Raw genomic sequence first — 21,683 nt, forward strand, 5'->3', positions numbered from 1 at the left:
TGGCGAGCGAGTGTAAGACCGCCGGAGGGCGTCACGATGGCGTGCCGCTCTGGCCGTTGGGTGCCGGTCAGGTGTGGGGCCAACCGGTGGCAGCACCATGGCCACGAACTGACGTATGCGCTTCAGAGGGAGGGCGTCTGCCTGCCGGCGCTAAAGGCCGATTTGAAGCGAGGCCAAAAGTCGTCGCCCCAACGTTTGAGCTTTGCGATGTAAGCGACCTTTTCGGGATAGCGGTCGATCATCCCAGGCTGCCAGTCGCTATCTGCGTATGTGGCGACGTTGTTCGAGGTGATGTGATCCTCCTCGGGACTGAACACATAGCGCACTTCCAGCAGTCCCCAGGTCTCCGCGCGCGTGAGGCGCAGTGAGATCATCTCCTGTGGATAGCTGACGCCTTTGGCCGCCAGATCACCGGCAGCCGCGCGTTCCAGCGCTGGCAGCTTGTTGGAGCGATCCGCCCACGCTTGCAACGGCACCAGAAAATAATGGTCCATCACCCAGCAGGCCTGGTGCCCGAACGGCTCCTGACCCTCGTTGACGAGGATGTTGGTGTTCTGGTTCTGGCGGTCGCATCCGGGGGTGCCGGGGAACCCTGCGGGGGGATTGGCCACGCTGCGACCGGCGGTAATACGAATGTATCCCACCAGGCGCCTGTCCTTCACCCGTCCCAGCGTCAGTAGCTCGCCGGCTGCCGTTGGCTGCTTGAAGTGCCCGCTTGACAGCTGCAGCCAATCACCCGGCGGCAGCGGCACATCGAAGCCGTCCACGCGCAGCGAACCGCTGATGCGGCGTCCCGCGATTGCGCCGTCCAGCCCGTCAACGGTGGGCCCGTGGTTGTCGGGCGTTGCCAACGAAAGCTTGGCGGTCTGTACAGGCGCCTGGTTGACTGGAGCAGGCGTTACCGCTGCGCTGAGAGCAGGTGGCGTTGCATGCGCGGATGCCGAAGGGGGCACGACTGCGGGACTGGGGTGCGGCGCGTAGGTCGCCTGGGCCGTGGCAGTTGCCGGCGCAGCGACCGGCGGGCGCCATGGAAACAGCAGGCATAACAGCGTCAACAACCCCGCCAACAGGCCCGTCAGGCGCCAAAGGGGCGCGCGTTGCCACAGCTGGCGAAACGTACGCAGTGGCGATTCCCTGGGACGCAGAGTCACGCCGCGGGCCTCGCCACGACGCGACCGTCGACAGCCACCAGCGACACCTTGCTATGCCCCATCTGTTTGGCCTCGATGAGCGTGTCGGCAATCGACTCTTCCGCCAGGCGCACGATGTCGCGCGCGGACGCGCCGGAACCCAATCGGCCCTGGCGCCGCATCATATCCAGCAACAACTCGGGATCGATGCCGCCGCGCGCGACGTCGAGGCCATAACCCTTGATCATCGCCTCGATCTCCAGCGCGGTGACACGCGCGATGTCCAGTCCCGACAGCGGACGGAAGATGAAGATGCGATCGAGTCGATTGATGATCTCGGCCGCGAAGCCCGACTCGCGCAACGCGTTGGTGGACGTGCGACGCAATTCGTCCGCGTCGTTGTGGTGCTGTTCGGTCAGCGACTGCAGCGAATCGGTGGCCGCATTGGTGGTGAGAATGAAGATTGCCTGGGTGGTGGAGATCTGCTTGCCGTCGGATGCCTCGGTGATGAAGCCGTCGTTCCAGGCCGTGAGGAAATTCTTCTGGACGTCCGAATGAGCTTTCTCTATCTCATCCAGCAACACCACGGCGTCTGGCGCGTCGCGTAGACCGGCGGTGAGCTTGCCGTAGTTGTCCGAGCCCACGTACCCCTTGGACGAACCGAACAGCTGCGTGGCGCCGTGTCCGCCGCTGGCGAACTGGGTCATGTCGAAATGCAGCAGCCTGCGCTGCAGACACGTGCTCAGGCATTTGGCCAGATAGGTCTTGCCGGTACCGGGCGGTCCCGCCAGCAGGAAGACCCCCACCGGCTTGCCGCGTTGCTTGAGCGCAAGACGACGACGTATCTGCGCGGCCATGTCGTCGCACACCGCGTCCTGGCCGATCACCTTGCTCTTTAGCGTGGTCGCCAGCTGTTCGGCGTCGATGAACACCGCATCAGGCTGCTGGGCGAGGCGCGTTTCCAGCGCGGCACGGTTGGTCAGGCGATCGAGAATGTCCATCAGGTAACCCCCATCAACAGCATCGGGTCGAACGAGCCGCTGGCGCTCGCGGAAATAGCCCAGGAAGAACAGCAACCAAAGTGGTATCGACAAGCCCAACACCCACCCGACCTTTGCGCGCAGAAAGGCAGTGGTCTGGTCCACGTAGCCATCCAGCGCATGGCCACTGGGCGCGTGCTGCAACCAGAACTGCGCTACGGCGATGGTCGCGACGACTAGGAAAGCCACCGGCATCAAGCGTGTGGCGAACGAACTAAGCCAGCGCATTACTCCACCCTCACGCGTAGGCCGAGTACCTGACCTTCGCTCATGATCGGAAACACCGCCTGCGACGAACCGGATGCCAGCCCCACCGTGATGCCGCCGCCATCGCCGTCCTTGATGCCGGTGACGCGCACCATGCCGTCGGACGAAACGGGTACGGCGAATGTGTCACCATGTTTGGTCAGGCGAACCGTGCGGCTATAGCCGGCGCTGTCGATGCGCACGACATCGCCATCTTCCGCATCGGTGTCCCACAAGCGTATCCATACCAATTGCAAGCGCTGCGCTTGCGCTTGAGGTTGTGCGGCAGGTGTCGTGCGTGAAGCCGCGACAGATTCGGGCGCCGCCGTCGTTTCTGGACGCAAGTCTGCGCGCAACGATTGCATGGCGGCGGGGCTCAGTTGCATGCCTTGTAGTGCGCGCTCGATGTCGGTCGATGCGACGATTGATGCCATCACCGAATCTAGTGAGTGGAACGCTTCCAGACGCATCTGCGCCTGGGCTGGCGATACGTCATCGCTCGCCTTCGCCCATCCCTGGGACAGTGCGAAACTGCCGGCCGCCACCATACCTGCCAGCAACGCCGTTGGCAGCAGCGCCTTGCCGAATAGCGACAGTGCTCCCTCCGGTCGGCCGCGCGCCTCCGCCGTGACGGGCGCGTTGCGGCGCGGAATGGCCTTGTTGTTTCCCATATAGCCCCTGTTCTGCTTGGTGGCGTGTGGCCACGCAGTGCTGCTTGGCGCCGATCAGTTCACGCGGCGGCGCGATCCCGTCGTCGTGGTCAGCTGCGGATTGACCTGCGCTGCATCGACGGTAAGCCCGGGGATACTTTCAGTCACGCGCATCAGGCTCACGTTGCTCAACGAGCCCACGAAGCCAGGCCGCAACGGCTTTCCCTCGACGTTGATGTTCTTACCGTTGAACTGAAAGTTGACGCTGGTCGTCCACAGGCCATCGCTGACGCCCAGCTGCCTAACCAATGCCGTGGCGATCTCTTCCCAGTTGAATTCGTAGCGCGATGCATTTGCCATATGCAGGATCCGATTGAAGGCGCCGCGAGTCCATGGACGGCTTGTCGGCGTGATCTTGCTTGGTTGCTCAACGCAGGGCAAATAAAAAACCCACTTCGAACAAGGCTTCGAAGTGGGCGTATTTTCTTGCTTCGATGGCTGCCGATCCGGTCTCGCTGGAGCGCGATTTTTGCGCCGTTCGCGGCTGGCGATCGAAAGGGTTTGCGAGCGTCAGACCTGCGCGCCATCCGCCTCGACGTGATAGTGCGTCGCCACATCCACTTCCTTCTTCGAACCGAGGAATACCGGCACGCGCTGGTGCAGGCCGGTGGGTTGCAGGTCGAGGATGCGCGAGCGGCCGGTGGTGGCGGCGCCGCCGGCCTGTTCGACGATGAAGGCCATCGGGTTGGCTTCATACATCAGGCGCAGCTTGCCGCCCTTGGATTTGATCTTGGCGTCGAGCGGATAGAAGAACACCCCGCCGCGCGTGATGATGCGATGCACGTCGGCCACCATCGAGGCGACCCAGCGCATGTTGAAATCCTTGCCGCGCGGGCCTTCCGTGCCGGCCAGCAGCTCGCCGATGTAACGCTGCATCGGTGCTTCCCAATGCCGCTGGTTCGACATGTTGATGGCGAACTCGGCGGTTTCTTCCGGGATGCGGATGTTGCGGCGGCTCAGCACGAAGCTGCCCACTTCGCGATCGAGGGTGAACTCGTGCGTGCCGTGGCCAAAGGTCAACACCAGCACCGTGGCCGGGCCATACACCACATAACCGGCGGCCAGCTGGGTGGTGCCTTCCTGCAGGAAGTGCTCGGCCTTGGGTTCGGTGATGCCGTCGGGGCAGCGCAGCACCGAGAAGATGGTGCCGACGGAAATGTTCACGTCGATGTTGGAGCTGCCATCGAGCGGATCGAACAGCAGCAGGTGGTGGCCCTTCGGATACATGTCGGGAATGGGCTGCGGGTGTTCCATTTCTTCCGAAGCGCATGCGGCGAGCTGACCGCCCCAGGCATTGGCTTCGAGCAGGATCTCGTTGGAGATCACGTCCAGCTTCTTCTGCGCCTCGCCCTGGATGTTGCCGGTGCCCGCCTCGCCCAGCACGCCCCCCAGGGCGCCCTTGTTGGTGGCCACCGCGATGCGCTTGCAGGCACGGGCGACGACTTCGATCAGCAGGGACAGCTCGGCATTCATGCGGCCGGCGCGGCGTTCCTCGATCAGGAACTGGATGAGCGAGATGGACTTCATGGCGAACCCGCAGGAAAAGGTGCGCCTATTGTCCCGGTTGATGCCGACACTTGTCAGCTCAAAGTGTGACCAGTCGGTTCATCTATGCGATCTGGAAACCTTTTCGGACAAACCACCTCGGGGGCCGCGGCTGCCTCCTGTGGGAGCGCACCCTGTGCGCGACAGGCGTCCGGGTGCCTCGCGTCAACCGGTTGTCGATATGGCGCCCGGGCGTCAGTCGCGCCCAGGGTGCGCTCCCACAAAAGGGGATCGTGGCCCGGCCCCTACTGACAACACGTTGGCAGCAGGGGGTACCCACACTGGCCTCGGTCAGAAGGAGGGATTCTCATGCGCGATACGGTGTATTTCCTGGCATTCGACGGCTACGCGGACTGGCATGCGGCGCATGCCCTGTGTGAGATCCGTCGGCCGGGCGATTGGCAATTGAAGACGGTGGGGTTCTCCCTGCAGCCGGTGCTCTCCATGGCCGGGCTGCGGGTGGTGCCGGAGCTCACCCTGGACCAGCTGGAGGTGAAGCGCGCGGCCTTGCTGGTCGTTCCCGGTGGGTACCTGTGGGAACACGGCCACGGCGAGGAAGCGGTGGAAGCCGCACGGCGTGTCCACGACGCCGGTGCGACCGTGGCCGCCGTCGACAGCGGTGTGCTGGTGCTGGCCCGGGCCGGGCTGTTGGATGCCTGCCGTCATACCAGCAGCTGGCCGGGCCACATCGGCACCCATGTGCCCGGCTATGCGGGCGCCGATCAGTACGACGCCCAGGCGCTCGCCGTGAGCGACAGTGGCGTGATCACCGCCAGCCAGCTGGGCAGCGTGGAGTTCGCCCGCGAGGTGATCCGCACGCTCGATCTGTACAACCCCAGCGATCGCGAGCACTGGTTTCGCCTGTTCAAGCACGCCCTGCCGCCGCCGTGGTGCGCGGGCGACGCCGCCGCGGCAGTGGCGGCCTAACGAACGCAACGAGGAGTACGTCATGGCTATTTCGATGGGCAAGATCCTGATGGCGTATCGGCCGCTCTACCTGCGCGGGTTGCTGATGGACGGGCAGTACCGCCTGCCGGTGAGCGATCCGGAGCCGCCGAAGGGAAAGAAGGTGAAGGCGAGCAAGCAGATCGACGCCGAGCGCATGCCGGCCTCGCCGGCAACACTACGAGGAGCACGTGCATGAGCCGCACTTATCACGGCAGTTGCCACTGCGGCGCTGTCCGTTACGAAGCGAACCTGGATCTGTCCAACGGCACGGGGCGCTGCAATTGTTCGATCTGCCGCAAGCTGCGGTTCTGGAGTGCGCGGGCCGACCTGAAAACGTTTCGGATGGTCAGCGGCGAGGACGCGCTGGTCGATTACACGTTTGGCACCGACAGCACGCACAACCTGTTCTGTCGCCATTGCGGCGTGCACTCGTTCCATCGCGGCTACGTCGAACAGATCGGCGGCGAGTTCGTCGCCGTCAACGTCGCCTGTCTGGACGATGTGAGCGACGAGGAATGGTCGACGGCGCCGGTGCGCTATTCCGACGGGCGCGACAACAACTGGTGGAACGCCCCCGCCATCACCAACTACCTCTGAACCGGAACGACGGCCGTCACGGCCGCCGTCCCCCTGCTGCGAGAGCTACGCCATGACCTCGTCACGCGTCACCTTCTATCACGCACCCAACAGTCGCTCCGGCGGCACCCGCGCCTTGCTCGAAGAGCTGGGCGTGGAGTACGACCTGCACGTGCTCAATCTGCGCAAGAACGAGCAGCGCGAATCGCCGTACACGTCGGTGAATCCGATGGGCAAGGTGCCGGCCATCTGGCATCGCGGCGAACTGGTGACGGAACAGCCGGCGGTCTATCTCTACCTGGCCGATCTCTACGCCGGGAAGGGGCTGGCGCCGGGTCTGGATGATCCTCTGCGCGGGCCGTATCTGCGTTGGATGGTGTTCTACGGTTCGTGCTTCGAGCCTGCCGCGGTGGACCGCGCCATGAAGCGCGATGCGGTACCGCCGTCGACCTGTCCGTATGGCGACTGGGACACCATGTTCAACACGCTGGTGGCGCAGCTGGAACGTGGCCCCTACATGCTGGGCGAGCGCTTCAGCGCGCTCGACGTGCTGTGGGGCAGCGCCCTGCACTGGATGACGGAGTTCAAGCTGGTGCCGGCGTTGCCGGTGGTCCGCGCGTATGTGGACCGCGTGATGTCCCGTCCGGCCGTGCAGCGCGCGGCGGCGCTGGATGCGGCGCTGGCGGAAGCGCAGGCGGCGTGAGTGAATGGTTTCGCGCGTAACGGTGATGCCCGTCGCCTCCGCACCAGCGGAGATGACGGGCGTGCGGTGTGCGCTACGTCATGACCCCTGTCATGCATGACTCACGGCGCTGGCTCCGCGCCGGCTGCTCCGCCATCATCTGCGGATGCGTCGCGCCGACCGGCTTTTCCTCATCATCCACGCCCTGCGGGGGCGCCGCACGGCGTTGCAGGCGCGCCAGCTGGCGGGCACGCTCGGCGTGTCGTTGCGCACCGTCTATCGCGATGTGGCCGATCTGCAGCTCTCCGGCGTGCCCATCGAAGGCGAGGCCGGCGTCGGCTATCTGCTGCGCAAGGGTTCGGACATCCCGCCCCTGATGTTCACCGCCGACGAGCTCGAATCGCTGGTGGTGGGCACGCGCTTCGTGCGGGCCTTCGCTGGTCAGAAACTGGCGCAGAGCGCGCAGGCCGCCTTGCTGAAGATCGAGGCCGTGCTGCCCGCCGAACTGCGCGAACGCGCCACCCGCACGCGCATCTATGCGCCGATCTGGCGCGACCAGACCAAGACCGATTTCGCTGCCCTGATCGACCGCCTCAACGCTGCCATCACCGACAACCAGGTGCTGCGCCTGGAGTACAGCGACGAAGCCGGGCGCACCAGTACCCGCGATGTGGAGCCCTTGTGCCTGGCGTTCTGGGGTGGTGCGTGGACTTTGGGCACGTGGTGCCGTTTGCGCGTGGGCTTCCGCAATTTCCGGCCGGATCGCATCGCTGGTTGCACCATCACGGGTGAGCGATTCGAGGAAATGGACGGCCGCAATCTGGACGCCTATTTGCAGGCGATGCGCGGGTACTACGAGGGAATGGAAGGCTGAGCGTTCGACTCTCTTTCCCCTCCGGCCCACCCGCCACGTCGTGCGGGGACTCCAAAGAGCCAAGGGCCGAAGCCAAGAGCTGAGAGCTGCAGATCCAATGCGGGAGCGCACTTGTGCGCGACAAACCTACGGAGCGATACACCCAAGCGTGGCAGTCGCGCACAAGTGCGCTCCCACAGGAGGCCTGCTCCTTGAGCGGCCCGGTCGCGGGAACGCGACGATCGCAGCGGATTCAAGCCACTCAACCCGTCAGTCATGGCACGATGCGAAGGCGACGCCCCGTTGCCCATGGCCTCACCCAGCTTCCGCCACAGGCGCTGGCCGACGGGAGCGTAGAGGATGCCGTGTCGGCATCGCCGCTTACGACCTCTTGGTAAAGGGAAACCCGCAGTGAAGAAAGCTCTACGCACGACCTGGCTGGCCGCGGCCACCACGCTCGCACTGGCCGCACCGGCCTGGGCCGATACCAACGCCGATGCGCGCTTCAAGCAGATCTACGAGCAGGAATGGGCCTGGCGCAATGGCCAATCGGGCATCGCCAGCTCGGGCGAGGCGCAGGCGAACGGCTCGCACCTGGACAACGTGGATGCGGCCAACCAGCAGAAGCGTCTCGATTACTGGCAGAAGGTGTCCAACGATCTGGACGGCATCGACCTCAAGCAGCTGTCGCCGGAAGCACAGGTGAATTACGCCGTGTACCGGGCGCAGATCCAGAACCTGCTTGCCGCGCAGAAGTTCAAGCAGTGGCAGATGCCGTTCAACAGCGACTCGGCGTTCTGGAGCGAGCTCGGCTACTTGCTCGACGGCGACAAGCTGCGCACCACCCAGGACTACCAGCGCTACGTCGATCGCCTCAATGAAGTGCCCGCGTACTTCCAGCAGCAGATCGACAACATGCGCGACGGCCTGGCACGCGGCTTCACCGTACCGCGCGAAGTACTCAAGGGGCGCGATGCCTCGATCAGCTCGGTATCGGAACTGAAGGACCCGACGCAGAGCAGCTTCTACAAGCCCTTCGAGAACATGCCCTCCAGCGTGCCGGCAGCCGACGCGGCCAAGCTGCGCGACGCAGCGAAGAAGGCGATCAGCGGCAAGGTGATTCCCGCCTACGCCAACCTGCTCACGTTCTTCCACAACGAATACGAAGCCAAGGCGCGCACCACGCTGGCCGCCGAAGCGATGCCCGATGGCAAGGCGTTCTACCGCCAGCAGATCATCGAATACACCACGCTGGATCTCGATCCCGACACCATCCACAAGATGGGCCAGGAGCAGGTGGCGAAGATCCACGCCGAGATGGTCAAGACCATGCAGGACACGGGCTTCAAGGGAAGCTTCGCCGACTTCCTGCATTTCCTGCGCACCGATCCGCAGTTCTATGCCAAGACGCCCGACGAACTCCTGATGCGCACGGCCTGGGTCGCCAAGCAGGTGGATGCGCAGCTCGGCAAGGAGTTCGGCCGCCTGCCGCGCCAACGCTTCGCCATCGTGCCGGTGCCGGCCGATATCGCCCCGTACTACACCTCCGGTCGCGGCGGCGCGGGCACCTATCTGGTCAATACCTACGATCTGCCGTCCCGCCCGCTCTACAACATGCCGGCGCTGACGTTGCACGAATCGGCGCCAGGCCACTCGCTGCAACTGGCGCTGGCGGCCGAACAGCGCGGCCAGCCGGAATTCCGTCGACAGGGCTATATCTCCGCGTACGGCGAGGGCTGGGGCCTGTATTCGGAATACCTCGGCAACGAGATGGGCATCTACAAGACGCCGTACGATCGCTTCGGTTACCTCACCTACCAGATGTGGCGCGCCTGCCGCCTGGTGGTCGATACCGGCATCCATCACCTCGGCTGGACGCGCCAGCAGGCGATCGATTTCATGACCCAGAACACCGCTTTGTCCGATCGCGAGATCGCCAACGAAGTAGACCGCTACATCAGCTGGCCGGGCCAGGCGCTGTCGTATGAACTCGGTTACCTGAAGATCCTGGAACTGCGCCAGAAGGCCGAGCAGGCGCTCGGTACCAAGTTCGACATCCGCCACTTCCACGACACCGTGCTGCAGATCGGCTCGGTGCCGTTGCCGGTGCTGGAAAAGCGCATCGAACGCTTCATCGCCGACGGCGGCCCGGAGCCGGACTTCGGCTGCGACTGTGCCAAGGACAAGGACACGAAGAAGTAATGCACCCCGCGACCCCGGCCTGGCCGGGGTCGTTGCCTTGGGCGTCGGTCAGGGTTTGGCTGGCGCGCCCTTGCCGCCGTCCGCATAGCGCTGCAAGCGGTCGAGCTGTTCCATCAGCACGCCGTTCACCGCGGGGGCGATCTTGTCGAGGCCGCTGGCGCTCGAGCCGTTGACGCGATAGTCCAGTTGCAGCGCGGTGCCTTCGGGCGAGGGCTTGAGCGTGAACGTCAGCACGCCTTGTACGGCCATGGCCTGCAGCGGTCCCAGCGCGGTATCCAGGCGCAGCAGATGACCGGGAGCAGCCCAGATGACGCGGCCGTGTTCGACGCTCTGGTTGTCCCAGCGCTCGCAGAAGCAACCGCCGGCCTCGGCCTTGAGGCTCACATGCGAGGCGTCGCCGGAGTAGCTGTGTTCGCCGTTCCACCACTTGGCCACGTCGATCAAGGCCGCGTAGAGCTTGTCCGGTGGCGCGTGGACCACGCGGCTGTCCTGGATCAGCAGGTGATCGGCGGCGGCTTCCTTCACTTCCGCCTGCGCCCCGAGGGCATGAAGCGACAGCAAAACAGCGGCAACAGCGGCTTGCGTGCGCATGGCGCGTCCTCCGGCAGGGCGGGGCGAGTATGCGACGGCGGGTGGGGCGCCTGTATTGGCCGAACGGCAGATGACCGGCCACTGGCGAAAAATGCATCAGTGGAGTAAATTCACTTTCAACTTCACTGGGAGAGTTGAACCATGGCGGCTCATCTCCAGCCTGAAACCCATCCCGTCGCCGATCTCGGCGGCCCCGCGCTGCGCGCCTTCTTCCATATCGCCGAGCGCTGGAACCTGCGCATCACCGACCAGCGCCGCCTGCTGGGCGATCCGCCGGAATCGACGTTCTACAAGTGGAAGCGGCTGCAGAGCGGCACGCTGGGGCGCGACACGCTGGAGCGCATCAGCTACCTGTTGGGCATTTTCAAGGATCTGCAGATCCTGTTTCCCGATCCCGGCCAGGCCGACGGCTGGGTCCATCGCGCGAACCGCGCCACCCTGTTCGGCGGGCAGTCGGCGCTGGAACGCATGCTTTCGGGGAACGTCGCCGATCTCTACGTGGTGCGCCAGTATCTGGACGCGCAGCGCGGCTGACCGGACACGCCGTCGTTGCGGGAATGCGCCCATGCGCGGCCGTAGCGTTGCGCTCTGGCGATCACCCGGGTCAAATCCTACGCAGCAGGTCGCAATCGGCGATACATGCCGACGTCATACTTTCTTCTTCTGGCGACACGCGTGAGAGATCCACGTCATGGCCGACATTCCACCGCTCAAACGCGTCCGCTGGAGTCATGCTTATCGCATCGTGCCCAGCCGGTTTCCGCCCATCGGCGTATTCGACCGCATTGCCGAACCCGGCGACCTGGACGCGCTGTACGCCATCGAGGCGATGACCAATCCGCGCCTGCGCGATGAGATCGGCGAGCTGCACCTGGTGCCGCCGGATCGACGCGTCAGCGGTCCCGGTACCACGCCGGTGATGGCGGCGTTCACCCATCTCAATCCGGAGGGCAGCCGTTTTTCCGATGGCAGCTGGGGCGTGTTCTATGCGGCGCACAGCGTGGCCACCGCCGTGGAAGAGACGGTGTATCACCGCGAACTGTTCCTTGCCGCCACCGCCGAGCCGGCGTGCGATATCGAGATGCGCTGCTACAGCACCAGCATCCAGGCGAAGTTGCACGACCTGCGCGGCGGCTGGAAGCCCCAGCACGATCCGGACAACTACGCCGCAGGCGTGGCGCTGGCGCGCAGGCTGCGCCGTGAAGGTTCCGACGGCCTGGTCTACGACAGCGTGCGCCATGCCGGCGGCGAGTGCGTGGCGGTGTTCTATCCCGACCGGGTGGCGCCCTGCGTGCAGGCGCAACACCTGATGTATCGCTGGGACGGCAAGCGCATCGCGCAGGTGCTCACCGTCGACGAATGGAAGCGCGGCTAGCGGCGCGCATAAAAAAAGGGCCCTTCCTGCGAAGGGCCCCAGCGGCGTCCTTGCCGATGGACCTCCCCTTTAGAAGCGGTAACCCACGCTGGCGCCGAACACCACCGGATCGATCTTGGCCTTGCCGACGCGGTCGCCATTGACCTTCACGTCGCTCTCGATGTTGGCCCAGCGCACGTCGACGGTGGCCAGCCACTTCTCGCTGATCTTCAGGTCGAAGCCGGCGCGCACCGCGCCGCCCCAGCTGTTGGCGATGCTCACGCTGTTGCCGTACAGCGCGCCGGTGGCATGGGTGCCGAAGAAGTTGGTGTAGTTGACGCCCAGGCCCAGGAACGGCGACCACGCGGCATCGGGCATGAAGTGGTAGTTGATGCCGAAGGTCGGCGGCAATTGCTTGGTGCGTGCCACCGTGCCGAGGCCGGCGAGCTTGACGTCATGCATGAACGGCCAGGCACCCAGCGCGTCGACGCCCCAGTTCGGCGTGAACATGTATTCGAGGTCGATGCTGGGCCGCGTGCTGCTGCTCACGTCGGCGCGTGCGCCGGCGAGCGTGCCGTTGTTGCCCTTGGGGGCGACCACCGCACCACCGACACGCACCACCCATGAATCGTCGGCATGGACGTTGGAAACGGCGAGTGCACCGAAGGTGGCGGCGAGGGCGAGGGGAAGCAGCGCTTTCATGATGTCGTTCCGTTTGTTGCGGTGGGGATGACGTCATGGTCGTTAGGAAGTCGTTGCTTGCTTTTGATCCAGATCATTCGCCCTTGGGGCATTCGGACGCAGGCGCGCGCACGAAAAAGCCCGCGCAAGGCGGGCTTTTTCGGTGTTTGGCGAAGGGCCGTCGATCAGGTGTCGGCGTTGGTCGCCCAGCCTTCGCGATTGCCGCGCGTGAACACGCGGTCGCCATCGAGCACGTCGCCCGCGGCGTGTGCGGGCACTTCGCGCAGCTGCGCGTAGATCGGGGTGAAGTCCGGCCGCGTGGCCTCGAACAACTGCTCGAAGCTGTCGATCACGAAGTAGGTCTGCTGGAAGGTGTCGATGCGGTAGCGCGTGCTCATCACGCGTTCCAGGCCGAAGCCGATGCGGTTGGGCGAGGCCGAGTCCAGCGAGTAGATCGACTCGCCTTTGGAACTGACGATGCCGGCGCCGTAGATGCGCATGCCGTCCTTCGAGTTGATCAGGCCGAACTCCACCGTGTACCAGTACAGGCGCGTGAGGTTCATCAACGCCTCGGGCCCGATCGCGAAGGCCTTCATGCCGCCCCTGCCGTAGGCCTGCATGTAATCGGCGAACACGGGGTTGAGCAGCAGCGGCACGTGGCCGAACAGGTCGTGGAACAGGTCGGGCTCGCTGAGGTAGTCGAGCTGGTCGGGCTTGCGGATCCACCAGCTCACCGGGAAGCGCCGGTGCGCGAGGTGATCGAAGAACACTTCGTCCGGCAACAGACCTTCCACCGCCACCACTTCCCAGCCGGTCGCCGCGCCCAACACCTTGTTGAGCTCAGCGAACTTCGGGATGCCGCCGTCGCCCAGGCCGAAACGCGCCACGCCGTCCATGAACTCCTGGCAGGCGCGGCCGGGCAGCAGCTCGCGCTGGCGCTGGAACAGGGTGTCCCATACCTGATGGTCGGTGGCGGAATAGTTCGCCCACGGCTGCTCCACCACGCCCGTGGCATAGACCGGGACGTAGCCTCGGTCGGTCTGCTGATGCTCGACCCGGCGGGGAGGGGTGTTCATGGCGTGCTCCTGGCAACAAGGCCGGCTTGCGTGGGTGCCTCAGCATAGGGCGATTGCCGCGCACGATGCTTGTTTTATTGCATTGATTCAGTTTGTTTGCGCAATAATCGTGTTTCCCTATTCGTATCTATGGAGATTTATTGCCATGGCTACCCTGGACCGCACCGACCTGCGGATTCTGGCCGTCCTCCAGTCCGATGGCCGCATCACCAATGCCGACCTGGCGGAGAAGGTCAGCCTCTCGCCGTCCGCATGCCTGCGCCGCCTGCAGAAGCTCGAGGCCGACGGCGTGCTCACCGGCTACACCGCGCAAGTCGATCCCCAGGCTGTCGGCCTGGGCCTGCAGGCGCTGGTGCGCGTGCAGCTGACCAAGCATGAGAGCGCCGCGGTGGAGCGCTTCGTGGAGCTGGTGAACGGCTGGCCCGAAGTGGTGTCCTGCTATGCGCTGACCGGCGACATGGACTACCTGTTGCATGTCTATGTGGCCGACCTGCAGGATTTCTCCCGCTTCCTGCTCGATCGGCTGCTGAACGCTTCGGGCGTCGCCGATGTCAATTCCAGCTTCGTATTGCGCACGGTGAAGCGCTCGTCGGCGCTTCCCCTGACCCAGCTGGACCATTAAAAGCATGGTGCGACGCGGGGACGCAGGGGCTGACTAACGCTAAACTAACCGGACTGATGAATAGCCAATCCCTTTCCGCCCCCGCCCGCCGAGATTCCATGCGACCCCTGCGCTACCTCTGGCGCGTGCCGCTGCTGCTGCTGCATGTGGTGCTCGGGGTGCTGCTTTGCTCGCTGGTGATTACCTGGCGCCGCAACGCGGTGATGAAAGACGGCCGCGAGCCCTTTGCGCATCGCACCATCCGCTGGTGGTCCACCGCCTTGCTGCGCATCTTCGGCCTGCGTTCCGTACGCGTCGGCCAGCCGCTGGCCGATCCGGTGCTGTTCGTGGCCAACCACACCTCGTGGATCGATATCGAACTGCTGCACAGCCAGCGCGCGGCCTGCTTCGTGGCCAAGGCGGAAATCGCCAGCTGGCCGCTGGTGGGCTGGCTGGCCTCGGCGGGCGGCACCATCTTCCATCGCCGCGGCAGCAACCATTCGCTGGCGGCGGTGATGCAGGTGATGGTGGATCGCCTGCGCGGCGGTCGTTCGGTGGCGGTGTTTCCGGAAGGCGGCACGGGCCACAACGGCGTGTTGCGCGTGTTCCATGCGCGCATCTTCCAGGCCGCGCTCGATGCCGAAGTGCCGGTGCAGCCGGTGGCGCTGCGCTTCGCGCGCGACGGTCGCCGCGTGGTGGATGCCGGCTTCCGCGAGCACGAGAACTTCATGCAGAACTTCCTGCGTCTGCTGGGCGAAGCGCCGCTCGATGCCGAAGTGCATTTCCTCGCGCCCGTGGCGGCGATGCCGGATGCGCGCCGCCGCATGGCGGAAACGGCACGCGAGCGTATTGCGCAGGCGCTGGAAGACAAGCCGGGCCACGAAAACCACGCATGACGCTGCCCAGGGGAAAGGATTTTCTGCCGCCGTGGCCGCTACGCAGCGGGCATATCCAGACCATGCTGTCCTCCAGCGGCGTGCGGCGCCTATTGCTGCCCAAGGCGGCGCAGACGGTGTTGCAGAATTCCCAGCCGATGGTGGTCAACGGCGGTGACGGCGTGCGCCTCACCGGCGCCTACACCATGCAGACGGCGCAGCCGCAGTCGCGCGGCCTGGCCGTGTTGTTCCACGGCTGGGAAGGCAGCGTCGATTCCACCTATGTGCTGCAGACCGGCAGCCGCCTGCTGGCCGACGGCTGGGACGTGTTCCGGCTGAATTTCCGCGATCACGGCGACAGCCACAACCTCAACGAAGCGCTGTTCCATTCCTGCCGCATCGACGAGGTGGTGCACGCGTTGAACGACATCGCGCAGCGCTTTCCTTCCCGCCCGATGGTGCTGGCGGGCTTCTCGCTGGGCGGCAATTTCGCGCTGCGTGCAGCCATGCAGGCGCCCGCGGCGAAGCTGCCGTTGAGCTACGCGCTGGCGGTCTGCCCGATCATCGATCCGGGCGAAGGCCTGTTCTCGCTGGAAGCGCAGGCGCCGTGGTTCTACCAGGCCTACTTCATGCACAAGTGGCGGCGTTCGCTGCAGGCCAAGCAGGCGGCGTTTCCGCAGCACCAGTATTTCGAGCTCGCCGAGCTCAAGCAGAACCTGCGCGGACTGACCGCCTCGCTGGTGGCGCGGCACACCGATTTCGGTTCGCTGGAAGCGTATCTGGACGGCTATTCGGTGGCCGGCCGCGCGCTGGAAGGCATGCACGTGCCATGCACCATCCTCACCGCGCGCGACGACCCGGTCATTCCGGTCGCCGCCTTCGAGCGGCTGGACCTGCCCGCCAACGTGGAGCTGGATATTTCGCCCTACGGCGGCCATTGCGGCTATATCCGCGGCTGGGACATGACCAGTTTCACCGACGACTACATCGCCGCGCGCTTCAACGCGATCGCCTCCGCCTGAGCTTCTCGTTGACAGCGCCGCGGCCGGCGCCGAGCATGCGCTGGTTGTCACAACGTCGCCGCATCATCCGCGCCAGCATCGACTAAAGACGGAGCAACCGGACATGGCACACGCCAAGGGCACGTTCGAAGTAAAGATCACGCCGCAAGCGCCCGAAGAAGGCGTGGGCGATCCCGGCGTGGGCCGCCTGGCGCTCGACAAGCAGTTTCATGGCGACATGCAGGCGCGCGGCCTGGGACAAATGCTCGCCATGGGCACCGCCGTCGACGGTTCCGCCGGCTACGTGGCGATGGAGCGGGTGCAGGGCAGCGTGCATGGGCGCCAGGGCAGTTTCGCCTTGCAGCACAGCGGCACCATGCATCGCGGCACGCCGCAGTTGTCGGTCACCATCGTGCCGGACTCGGGCACCGATGAGCTGGCGGGCATCGCGGGCCAGTTGACCATCATCATCGCCAACGGCACGCATTCGTACGATCTTCAGTACACGCTGCCCGATCTGCCGTGATGCTTTCCCGCGCCGCCGCGATGGCGTTAGGCTCTGGAACTCCCCACTCGGAGTGCCGTTCATGCGCAAGTTGATACTTGGTCTGTTCGGAATTCTCGCTGCCCACGCCGCGCTGGCGGCGCCGCAGTTGGACAAGCTCACGCTGCCGAAGGGATTCCATGTCGCCGTCTATTCCGACCAGGTGCCGAACGCGCGGGAAATCGCCCTGGGCGCCAAGGGCACCGTGTTCGTCGGCTCCAACAGCGCCGGCAAGGTCTACGCGCTCGCCGACAGCAAGGGCGACGGCCGCGCCGACAAGGTGCGCGTGATCGCCAGCGGCTTGAAGCTGCCGGTGGGCGTGGCGTTCAAGAACGGCGACCTGTACATCTCCGCCGTGAGCAAGATCCTGGTGCTGCGCGACATCGAGAACCATCTCGACGACCCGCCGAAGCCCGATGTGATCTACGACAAGTTTCCCACCGAAACGCACCACGGTTGGAAATTCATCGCATTCGGACCCGACGGCAAGCTCTACGTGCCGATCGGCGCACCGTGCAACATCTGCGACAAAGACCAGGACTACGCCAAGATCACGCGCATGAACGCCGATGGCAGCGGCCTGGAAGATGTCGCCTTCGGCGTTCGCAACACCGTCGGCTTCGACTGGCAGCCCAAGAGCAAGCAGCTGTGGTTCACCGACAACGGCCGCGACCTGATGGGCGACGACATGCCCAGCGACGAGTTGAATCGTCTCACGCGCGTGGGCGAGCACTTCGGTTATCCCTATTGCCATCAGGGCGACACGCTCGATCCGGAATTCGGCCAGGGCAAGAATTGCAAAGACTACACGCCGCCGGTGTACAAGCTGGGCAACCACGTCGCCGCGCTGGGTCTGCGCTTCTACGAAGGTTCGCAGTTCCCGGCCAACTACCATGGTGCGATCATCCTTGCCGAACACGGTTCGTGGAATCGCAGCAAGAAATCCGGCTATCGCGTGATGAGCGTGCATCTCAACGGCGACAAGGTCGTCGCCTACGAACCGCTGCTGGAGGGATTCCAGCAGGACGAGAAGGCCTGGGGCCGTCCCGCCGACGTGCAGCCGCTGCCCGATGGCAGCCTGCTGGTGAGCGACGACCTGGCCGGCGCGGTCTACCGCGTGACCTATCAAAAACCCTGAGGCGGCGCCATTGCGGCGACGCCATGCTGATCGGAGAACGACCTTGCAACTGCGCAGCGATAGTTTCGAACACGGCCAGGCGATGCCTGTGCGACTGGCCTTCGGCAAGAAGGGCGAGCCTTTCGCGTTGTCGGACAACCTCAGTCCGCATCTGGCGTGGAAAGACGCGCCGCACGCCACGCGCTCGTTCGTGCTCGCCGTTTTCGATTTCGACGTGCCCAGCAAGCCGGACGACGTGAACAAGGAAGGCCGCACCGTGCCCGCCGATCTGCCGCGCGTGGAATTCGTGCATTGGCTGATGGCCAATATCCCGGTGGAATGCGGCGAACTGGCCGAAGGCGCGTGCAGCGACGGCATCGTGGCGCGCGGCAAGCGTGCACCGTACGGCCCGCCGGGCAGCGTGCAGGGCTTGAACGATTACACCGGCTGGTTCGCCGGCGATGCCGACATGCGTGGCGAATACCTCGGCTATGACGGTCCGTGCCCGCCGTGGAACGATTCCATCGTGCACCACTACCACTTCCGCCTCTACGCGCTGGACGTGGAAAGCCTGAAGCTTGCCGATGGTTTCACCGTGAGCGCATTGCGCGCCGCGATGGACGGCCATGTGCTGGCCGAGGCGGAGATCATGGGCACCTATACGATCAATCCCGCAGCGACCTGAACGCCGCAATCGCGAGCGTGAACGGTGACCAAAGACCGACCGGGGCTGAGGTCATTTTCACACCCGCAAGGCATGGGCTGTGGGTGAATGGCGGTCAGGACGATGTCATGTCCGCTGAGAGGATCGACCCATGCTTCACTACGCCCTGGTATTTCTGGTCATCGCCATCATTGCTGCCGTGTTCGGTTTCACTGGCATCGCCGGTACCGCTGCCAGTATTGCGAAGATCTTGTTTATCGTGTTCCTGATCCTGGCCGTCATCGCCTTCTTCAGGCGCGCGAGCTGAAAGCAACGGCGCATCGGGGCGTGTTCGCCCCGATGCGTTTTGCGGGACCGGTCACGACCATTGCATGTCCGCTTCAACGGAGAACGTCATGAACAAGCAAGTCCAGGCGCATGAAGAAAACACGGCTGCCGAGCGCATCGAAGAACGTGCCGAGCGCATCAAGCAGGCCACCACCAGCGCCGTGACGAATACCAAGGAAGCCGTCGATCGCGCGGCCGACAAGGTCGAGGAAGGCCTGCACCGTGCCACCGACAAGGCGGCCGACACCGCCACGCGAGCCACCGAAAAAGCCGGCGAATACCGCCAGCGCGGCCGCGAGGCCTATGACGAAGCCGTGGACCGGGCCGACGAATGGCTGGAAGTCGCACGTGACTACGTGCGCGAGAAGCCCGTGCAGTCCGTGGCCATCGCCCTTGGCGCCGGCTGGCTGCTTGGCCGCATACTCCGCCGATAATCGATAACCCGAGGACAGGGGATGGACCAGACCGGACGCGACGACGCGCCCGCCTCGCCCGACGAGACGCCACCTCCTGCGCCGCCGGGCCTGCTGGATGACATCGGCCGTCTCGGCCGCGCTTTCCGCAAACTGTTCGGCGCACAACTGACGCTGCTGACCGCCGAACTGGGACTGGCGCGCGCCGCCGTCCACTGGCTGTTGATTGCCGGCCTGACCGCTACCGTGGCGGCCGTCGGGCTGGGTTTGACCCTGCTGGGTTTGACGGGCTGGCTGCTGGCGCAGTGGTTCGGCTCGTGGGCCTGGGCGCTGGCGGCGCTGTCGCTGGTGGAACTGCTGTTCCTGGCCGGTGCCATGCTGCTGTTCCGCCGCTGCATGCACTGGATGACGTTGCCGGCGACGCGGGGCGAATGGAATGCGATGATGCATGAGGTCATGCATCGCCCCGATCCGCCGGGCGACATCCGCCGGGAGGACGTGCCGTGAGCCTCATCAAGCAAATGCATGCGGTGCGCGACGCGAAAGACCGCGCAAAGGATGCTCGCGCGGCCGTGGCCGAACCGGCCCAGGCGCTGCTGCTGCGCGGACAGCGTCATCCGCTCACCACCGTGGGCATGGCGGCGGGCGCCGGCTTCGTGCTGGGCAAGCTCAACGTGCATCCGCTGCGCGTGCCGGGGCTGGGCGCCTTGCTCAGCGGCACCGCCGCGGAAGTGGTGGGCCAGGCGATGCGGCTGGTTGCCGAGTTCTCGCAGCACGGCGACGGTTACGCACCGGACACCAGCGACTTCACATGAACACGCCGACGTCACCACCCCCGTCTGTTGCCGAAGGTGACGCGGCGCAGACAGCGGTACCCATCGAAGCGATGGTGCCCAGCCGCGAACCGCGTGTGGCCCTGATGCATGTGCAGCGCACGCAGAGCGCGCGGCGTCACCTGCGCGGCATTCGCGTCGTGCTCAACATCTTCCTGGCGTTGGCGTTGGCGTACACGCTGACCATCACCAAGCAGCTGCTGATACCGCTGGTGCTCGCTTCGTTCATTGGCCTGGCGCTCAATCCCATCGTGGCGCGCTGCTCGCGCATCGGCATTCCGCGTTGGCTGGCGGCCAGCGTGCTGATGATCGGCCTGATGACGGCCATTGGCGCCGGCGTCGGGGCGCTGACCCAGCCGGCGCTGGGATGGGTGCATGAAGCGCCCACGGCCATCCGCAGCTTCATTCCGAAGTTGCGCAACATCACCCAGCCGCTGGAAGCGGCCAACCGGGCCACGCAGGGCCTCACCGGACCGACCCGGGTGCAGGGATCGGCACAGTCGCCGCTGTCGATCACCGTGTGGGACGTGGTGTCCACCACGCCCAAGGTGCTGGCGGGCGTGCTTACCGTGGTGCTGCTGGTGTTCTTCTTCCTCGTCTATGGCGACTTGATGCTGCGGCGACTGGTCGAGGCCTCGCCCAGCTTCGGCTACAAACGGCATGCCGTGCATGTGGTGCGCGGCATCCAGTACGAGGTTTCGCGCTACATCCTCACCGCCTCGCTGATCAACGTCGGCCTCGGCGGCGTCACCGCCGGCATGTTGTGGCTTTACCACATGCCCGATCCGCTGCTGTGGGGCACGGTGGCCATGCTGGCCAACTTCATTCCCTACGTGGGCGCCATCAGCACCACCGCCGTGCTGGCGGTGGTGGGCCTGCTCAACTTCGACCAGCCCAGCGCGGCCTTGCTGCCGGCGCTCACCTTTGCGGGCATCACGGCGTTCGAAGGCAATGTGGTCACGCCGTTGATCCAGGGCCATCGCATGCGCCTGAGCCCCATCGCGATCCTGCTGTGGCTGCTGGTATGGGGCTGGTTGTGGGGCATTCCTGGCGCCCTGCTCGCCGTGCCGATGCTCACCAGCGCCAAGCTGGTGGCCGAACGCGTGCGCGGATGGCGCTGGTTTGCGCGCATGGTGCAGCGTTGAGTCGATCGCCGTTGGTCATCCGCGAGGTGACCGAGCACGATTTCCTTGCGTGGAAGCCCTTATGGGACGGCTACAACGCGTTCTATGGCCGCAGCGGCGCAACCGCGCTGCCGGATGAGGTCATTCTTTCCGCGTGGTCGCGCTTTCTCGATCCCGCCGAACCGATGCATGCGCTGGTCGCCGAAAGCGACGGCCAACTGCTTGGCCTGACCCATTATCTGTTTCACCGCAGCACCATCAGCATCGCCAACAGCTGCTACCTGCAGGATCTCTTCACCGTGGCGCAGGCGCGCGGCCTGGGTGTGGGCCGCGCATTGATCGAAGCGGTGTATGCGAAGGCGCGCCAGGCCGGCGCGTCGCGCGTGTATTGGCAGACCCATGAAACCAATACCACCGCGATGAAGCTTTACGACCACCTAGCCGAGAAGTCAGGGTTTATTGTCTATCGCAAGCCGTTGTAGCGTCGCCTCAACGACATTTCCCGATGGGTGAGCTCATGCGGCCTGCATGGACGGTGCGGATCGGCGCC

The 21,683-nt window shown here is 65.1% G+C and carries 28 protein-coding genes; 20 read left to right on the forward strand and 8 right to left on the reverse strand.

What is annotated here, in order from left to right:
- Window positions 1-122: 122 nt before the first annotated feature.
- The 5 genes from ISP20_RS04260 to ISP20_RS04280 form a co-directional block, all read right to left on the reverse strand.
- Window positions 123-851, reverse strand: coding sequence for a hypothetical protein (locus ISP20_RS04260; RefSeq protein ID WP_204634836.1), 729 nt, complete (start codon window positions 849-851; stop codon window positions 123-125).
- Between the two features lie 296 nt (window positions 852-1,147).
- Window positions 1,148-2,398, reverse strand: a complete 1,251-nt coding sequence (locus ISP20_RS04265) for an AAA family ATPase (protein WP_204634837.1) — start codon at window positions 2,396-2,398, stop codon at window positions 1,148-1,150.
- Complete coding sequence (locus ISP20_RS04270; protein ID WP_204634838.1) at window positions 2,398-3,087, reverse strand: hypothetical protein; 690 nt, start codon at window positions 3,085-3,087, stop codon at window positions 2,398-2,400. The genes ISP20_RS04265 and ISP20_RS04270 overlap by 1 nt, the downstream gene beginning before the upstream one ends.
- A gap of 54 nt (window positions 3,088-3,141) precedes the next feature.
- Entirely contained in the window at window positions 3,142-3,426 is a 285-nt protein-coding gene (locus ISP20_RS04275; protein ID WP_204634839.1) for a hypothetical protein, read from the reverse strand.
- A gap of 210 nt (window positions 3,427-3,636) precedes the next feature.
- Window positions 3,637-4,653 carry a class 1 fructose-bisphosphatase gene (locus ISP20_RS04280; protein WP_204634840.1) on the reverse strand — a complete coding sequence of 339 codons (1,017 nt, stop codon included), beginning with the start codon at window positions 4,651-4,653 and terminating at the stop codon, window positions 3,637-3,639.
- 327 nt (window positions 4,654-4,980) lie between these two features.
- On the opposite strand from ISP20_RS04280, the gene ISP20_RS04285 reads away from it, so the two are divergent.
- The 6 genes from ISP20_RS04285 to ISP20_RS04310 all read left to right on the forward strand — a co-directional run bounded on the left by ISP20_RS04285 (window position 4,981) and on the right by ISP20_RS04310 (window position 9,932).
- Complete coding sequence (locus ISP20_RS04285; protein WP_204634841.1) at window positions 4,981-5,598, forward strand: DJ-1/PfpI family protein; 618 nt, start codon at window positions 4,981-4,983, stop codon at window positions 5,596-5,598.
- Window positions 5,599-5,620: 22 nt separating this feature from the next.
- The gene (locus ISP20_RS04290) at window positions 5,621-5,815 is read left to right on the forward strand and encodes a hypothetical protein (RefSeq protein ID WP_204634842.1); all 195 of its coding nucleotides are present in this window, start codon (window positions 5,621-5,623) and stop codon (window positions 5,813-5,815) included.
- Window positions 5,812-6,216: a GFA family protein gene (locus tag ISP20_RS04295; RefSeq protein WP_204634843.1), complete on the forward strand. Its 405-nt coding sequence runs from the start codon at window positions 5,812-5,814 to the stop codon at window positions 6,214-6,216. Before ISP20_RS04290 ends, ISP20_RS04295 begins: the two co-directional genes overlap by 4 nt.
- Before the next feature lie 52 nt (window positions 6,217-6,268).
- Window positions 6,269-6,898, forward strand: a complete 630-nt coding sequence (locus tag ISP20_RS04300) for a glutathione S-transferase family protein (RefSeq protein ID WP_204634844.1) — start codon at window positions 6,269-6,271, stop codon at window positions 6,896-6,898.
- Between the two features lie 145 nt (window positions 6,899-7,043).
- Entirely contained in the window at window positions 7,044-7,751 is a 708-nt protein-coding gene (locus ISP20_RS04305) for a helix-turn-helix transcriptional regulator (RefSeq protein ID WP_204634845.1), read from the forward strand.
- 339 nt (window positions 7,752-8,090) lie between these two features.
- On the forward strand, window positions 8,091-9,932 hold the full coding sequence (locus tag ISP20_RS04310) for a DUF885 domain-containing protein (protein WP_239535307.1): 1,842 nt from the start codon (window positions 8,091-8,093) through the stop codon (window positions 9,930-9,932).
- 48 nt (window positions 9,933-9,980) lie between these two features.
- Here ISP20_RS04310 and ISP20_RS04315 read toward each other — a convergent pair whose 3' ends face one another.
- The gene (locus ISP20_RS04315; protein WP_204634847.1) at window positions 9,981-10,523 is read right to left on the reverse strand and encodes an SRPBCC family protein; all 543 of its coding nucleotides are present in this window, start codon (window positions 10,521-10,523) and stop codon (window positions 9,981-9,983) included.
- Between the two features lie 141 nt (window positions 10,524-10,664).
- On the opposite strand from ISP20_RS04315, the gene ISP20_RS04320 reads away from it, so the two are divergent.
- Window positions 10,665-11,057, forward strand: a complete 393-nt coding sequence (locus ISP20_RS04320; protein ID WP_204634848.1) for an MbcA/ParS/Xre antitoxin family protein — start codon at window positions 10,665-10,667, stop codon at window positions 11,055-11,057.
- Window positions 11,058-11,214: 157 nt separating this feature from the next.
- Entirely contained in the window at window positions 11,215-11,898 is a 684-nt protein-coding gene (locus ISP20_RS04325) for an RES family NAD+ phosphorylase (RefSeq protein ID WP_204634849.1), read from the forward strand.
- A gap of 69 nt (window positions 11,899-11,967) precedes the next feature.
- Here the strand turns inward: ISP20_RS04325 and ISP20_RS04330 are convergent, their stop codons facing one another.
- Window positions 11,968-12,579 carry an OmpW/AlkL family protein gene (locus ISP20_RS04330; RefSeq protein ID WP_204634850.1) on the reverse strand — a complete coding sequence of 204 codons (612 nt, stop codon included), beginning with the start codon at window positions 12,577-12,579 and terminating at the stop codon, window positions 11,968-11,970.
- Between the two features lie 164 nt (window positions 12,580-12,743).
- Complete coding sequence (phhA, locus tag ISP20_RS04335) at window positions 12,744-13,634, reverse strand: phenylalanine 4-monooxygenase (RefSeq protein ID WP_204634851.1); 891 nt, start codon at window positions 13,632-13,634, stop codon at window positions 12,744-12,746.
- 145 nt (window positions 13,635-13,779) lie between these two features.
- Between phhA and ISP20_RS04340 the strand changes: the two genes are divergently transcribed.
- From ISP20_RS04340 to ISP20_RS04395, 12 genes are all read left to right on the forward strand, one after another.
- A complete protein-coding gene (locus ISP20_RS04340; RefSeq protein ID WP_204634852.1) occupies window positions 13,780-14,256 on the forward strand; it encodes an Lrp/AsnC family transcriptional regulator in 477 nt (158 codons plus the stop codon).
- Between the two features lie 98 nt (window positions 14,257-14,354).
- Complete coding sequence (locus tag ISP20_RS04345; RefSeq protein WP_239535308.1) at window positions 14,355-15,131, forward strand: lysophospholipid acyltransferase family protein; 777 nt, start codon at window positions 14,355-14,357, stop codon at window positions 15,129-15,131.
- Window positions 15,128-16,132, forward strand: coding sequence for a YheT family hydrolase (locus tag ISP20_RS04350; protein WP_204634854.1), 1,005 nt, complete (start codon window positions 15,128-15,130; stop codon window positions 16,130-16,132). The genes ISP20_RS04345 and ISP20_RS04350 overlap by 4 nt, the downstream gene beginning before the upstream one ends.
- 103 nt (window positions 16,133-16,235) lie before the next feature.
- Window positions 16,236-16,637, forward strand: coding sequence for a DUF3224 domain-containing protein (locus tag ISP20_RS04355; protein WP_204634855.1), 402 nt, complete (start codon window positions 16,236-16,238; stop codon window positions 16,635-16,637).
- A gap of 61 nt (window positions 16,638-16,698) precedes the next feature.
- Window positions 16,699-17,793: a PQQ-dependent sugar dehydrogenase gene (locus ISP20_RS04360; protein ID WP_204634856.1), complete on the forward strand. Its 1,095-nt coding sequence runs from the start codon at window positions 16,699-16,701 to the stop codon at window positions 17,791-17,793.
- Window positions 17,794-17,836: 43 nt separating this feature from the next.
- Window positions 17,837-18,457 carry a YbhB/YbcL family Raf kinase inhibitor-like protein gene (locus ISP20_RS04365; protein WP_204634857.1) on the forward strand — a complete coding sequence of 207 codons (621 nt, stop codon included), beginning with the start codon at window positions 17,837-17,839 and terminating at the stop codon, window positions 18,455-18,457.
- A gap of 130 nt (window positions 18,458-18,587) precedes the next feature.
- Window positions 18,588-18,743 carry a DUF1328 domain-containing protein gene (locus tag ISP20_RS04370; RefSeq protein WP_204634858.1) on the forward strand — a complete coding sequence of 52 codons (156 nt, stop codon included), beginning with the start codon at window positions 18,588-18,590 and terminating at the stop codon, window positions 18,741-18,743.
- A gap of 88 nt (window positions 18,744-18,831) precedes the next feature.
- Window positions 18,832-19,197: an ElaB/YgaM/YqjD family protein gene (locus tag ISP20_RS04375; protein WP_204634859.1), complete on the forward strand. Its 366-nt coding sequence runs from the start codon at window positions 18,832-18,834 to the stop codon at window positions 19,195-19,197.
- A gap of 21 nt (window positions 19,198-19,218) precedes the next feature.
- Window positions 19,219-19,683 carry an ABC transporter ATP-binding protein gene (locus ISP20_RS04380; protein WP_204634860.1) on the forward strand — a complete coding sequence of 155 codons (465 nt, stop codon included), beginning with the start codon at window positions 19,219-19,221 and terminating at the stop codon, window positions 19,681-19,683.
- A complete protein-coding gene (locus ISP20_RS04385) occupies window positions 19,680-19,991 on the forward strand; it encodes a hypothetical protein (RefSeq protein WP_204634861.1) in 312 nt (103 codons plus the stop codon). The genes ISP20_RS04380 and ISP20_RS04385 overlap by 4 nt, the downstream gene beginning before the upstream one ends.
- Window positions 19,988-21,154 (forward strand): AI-2E family transporter, encoded by a 1,167-nt coding sequence (locus ISP20_RS04390; RefSeq protein WP_204634862.1) that lies wholly within the window; start codon window positions 19,988-19,990, stop codon window positions 21,152-21,154. Before ISP20_RS04385 ends, ISP20_RS04390 begins: the two co-directional genes overlap by 4 nt.
- On the forward strand, window positions 21,151-21,615 hold the full coding sequence (locus ISP20_RS04395; RefSeq protein ID WP_239535309.1) for a GNAT family N-acetyltransferase: 465 nt from the start codon (window positions 21,151-21,153) through the stop codon (window positions 21,613-21,615). Before ISP20_RS04390 ends, ISP20_RS04395 begins: the two co-directional genes overlap by 4 nt.
- The last annotated feature ends 68 nt before the right edge of the window (window positions 21,616-21,683 follow it).

Source organism: Dyella kyungheensis (assembly GCF_016905005.1).
Taxonomy (GTDB): domain Bacteria; phylum Pseudomonadota; class Gammaproteobacteria; order Xanthomonadales; family Rhodanobacteraceae; genus Dyella; species Dyella kyungheensis.